At 37.9% G+C, this 644-nt stretch carries 1 protein-coding gene; it reads left to right on the top strand.

Going from position 1 to position 644, the window contains the following annotated elements:
* Positions 1 to 618 (top strand): methyl-accepting chemotaxis protein (locus CCAL9328_RS10675; RefSeq protein WP_249318140.1); only part of this gene is annotated, 618 nt, incomplete at its 5' end.
* Between the last annotated feature and the right edge of the window lie 26 nt (positions 619 to 644).

The raw sequence follows: 644 nt of genomic DNA, 5'->3' as shown, positions 1-644 counted from the left end.
AATCTATTAGGCGATGAAGTTACTAAAATGCTAAAAGCAAATCTAGAACAAGCCAACAACCTACAAAATAAAGCCGATGAGCTAAAAGGCTTTGTCGCATCACTAAACGAAGGCGCCAAATCTCAAAGCGAATCCCTACAAGAGAGCGCCGCAGCAGTTGAAGAGATGAGTAGCTCAATGAACTCTATAAATGATAGAGCTAGTGAAGTTATCAAACAAAGCGAAGATATCAAAAACATAATCACAATAATTAGAGATATCGCAGACCAAACAAATTTATTAGCCCTAAACGCAGCTATCGAAGCAGCTCGTGCAGGCGAGCATGGTAGGGGATTTGCCGTGGTGGCTGATGAGGTCAGAAAACTAGCTGAAAGAACTCAAAAATCCCTAGGCGAAATCGAAGCAAATGTCAATATCCTAAGCCAAAGCATAAATGAGATGAGTCAAAGTATCAGCGAGCAAACAACAGCTATAAACCAAATCAACGAAGCTATAGTAAATGTCGATGGTCTAACTAGACAAAATAGACAAATCGCACAAGATAGCAATGTAGTAGCAAATGAAGTTGATAGCATAGCTGAAGTCGTCGTCGCAGAAGTTAAAAAGAAAAAATTTTAATTTAAGTTATTTTTGATTTATTTATT

The organism is Campylobacter sp. RM9328 (genome assembly GCF_012978615.1).
Note: the sequence above shows the minus strand (reverse complement) of the source record. Positions and strands in the feature narration are given on the sequence as shown.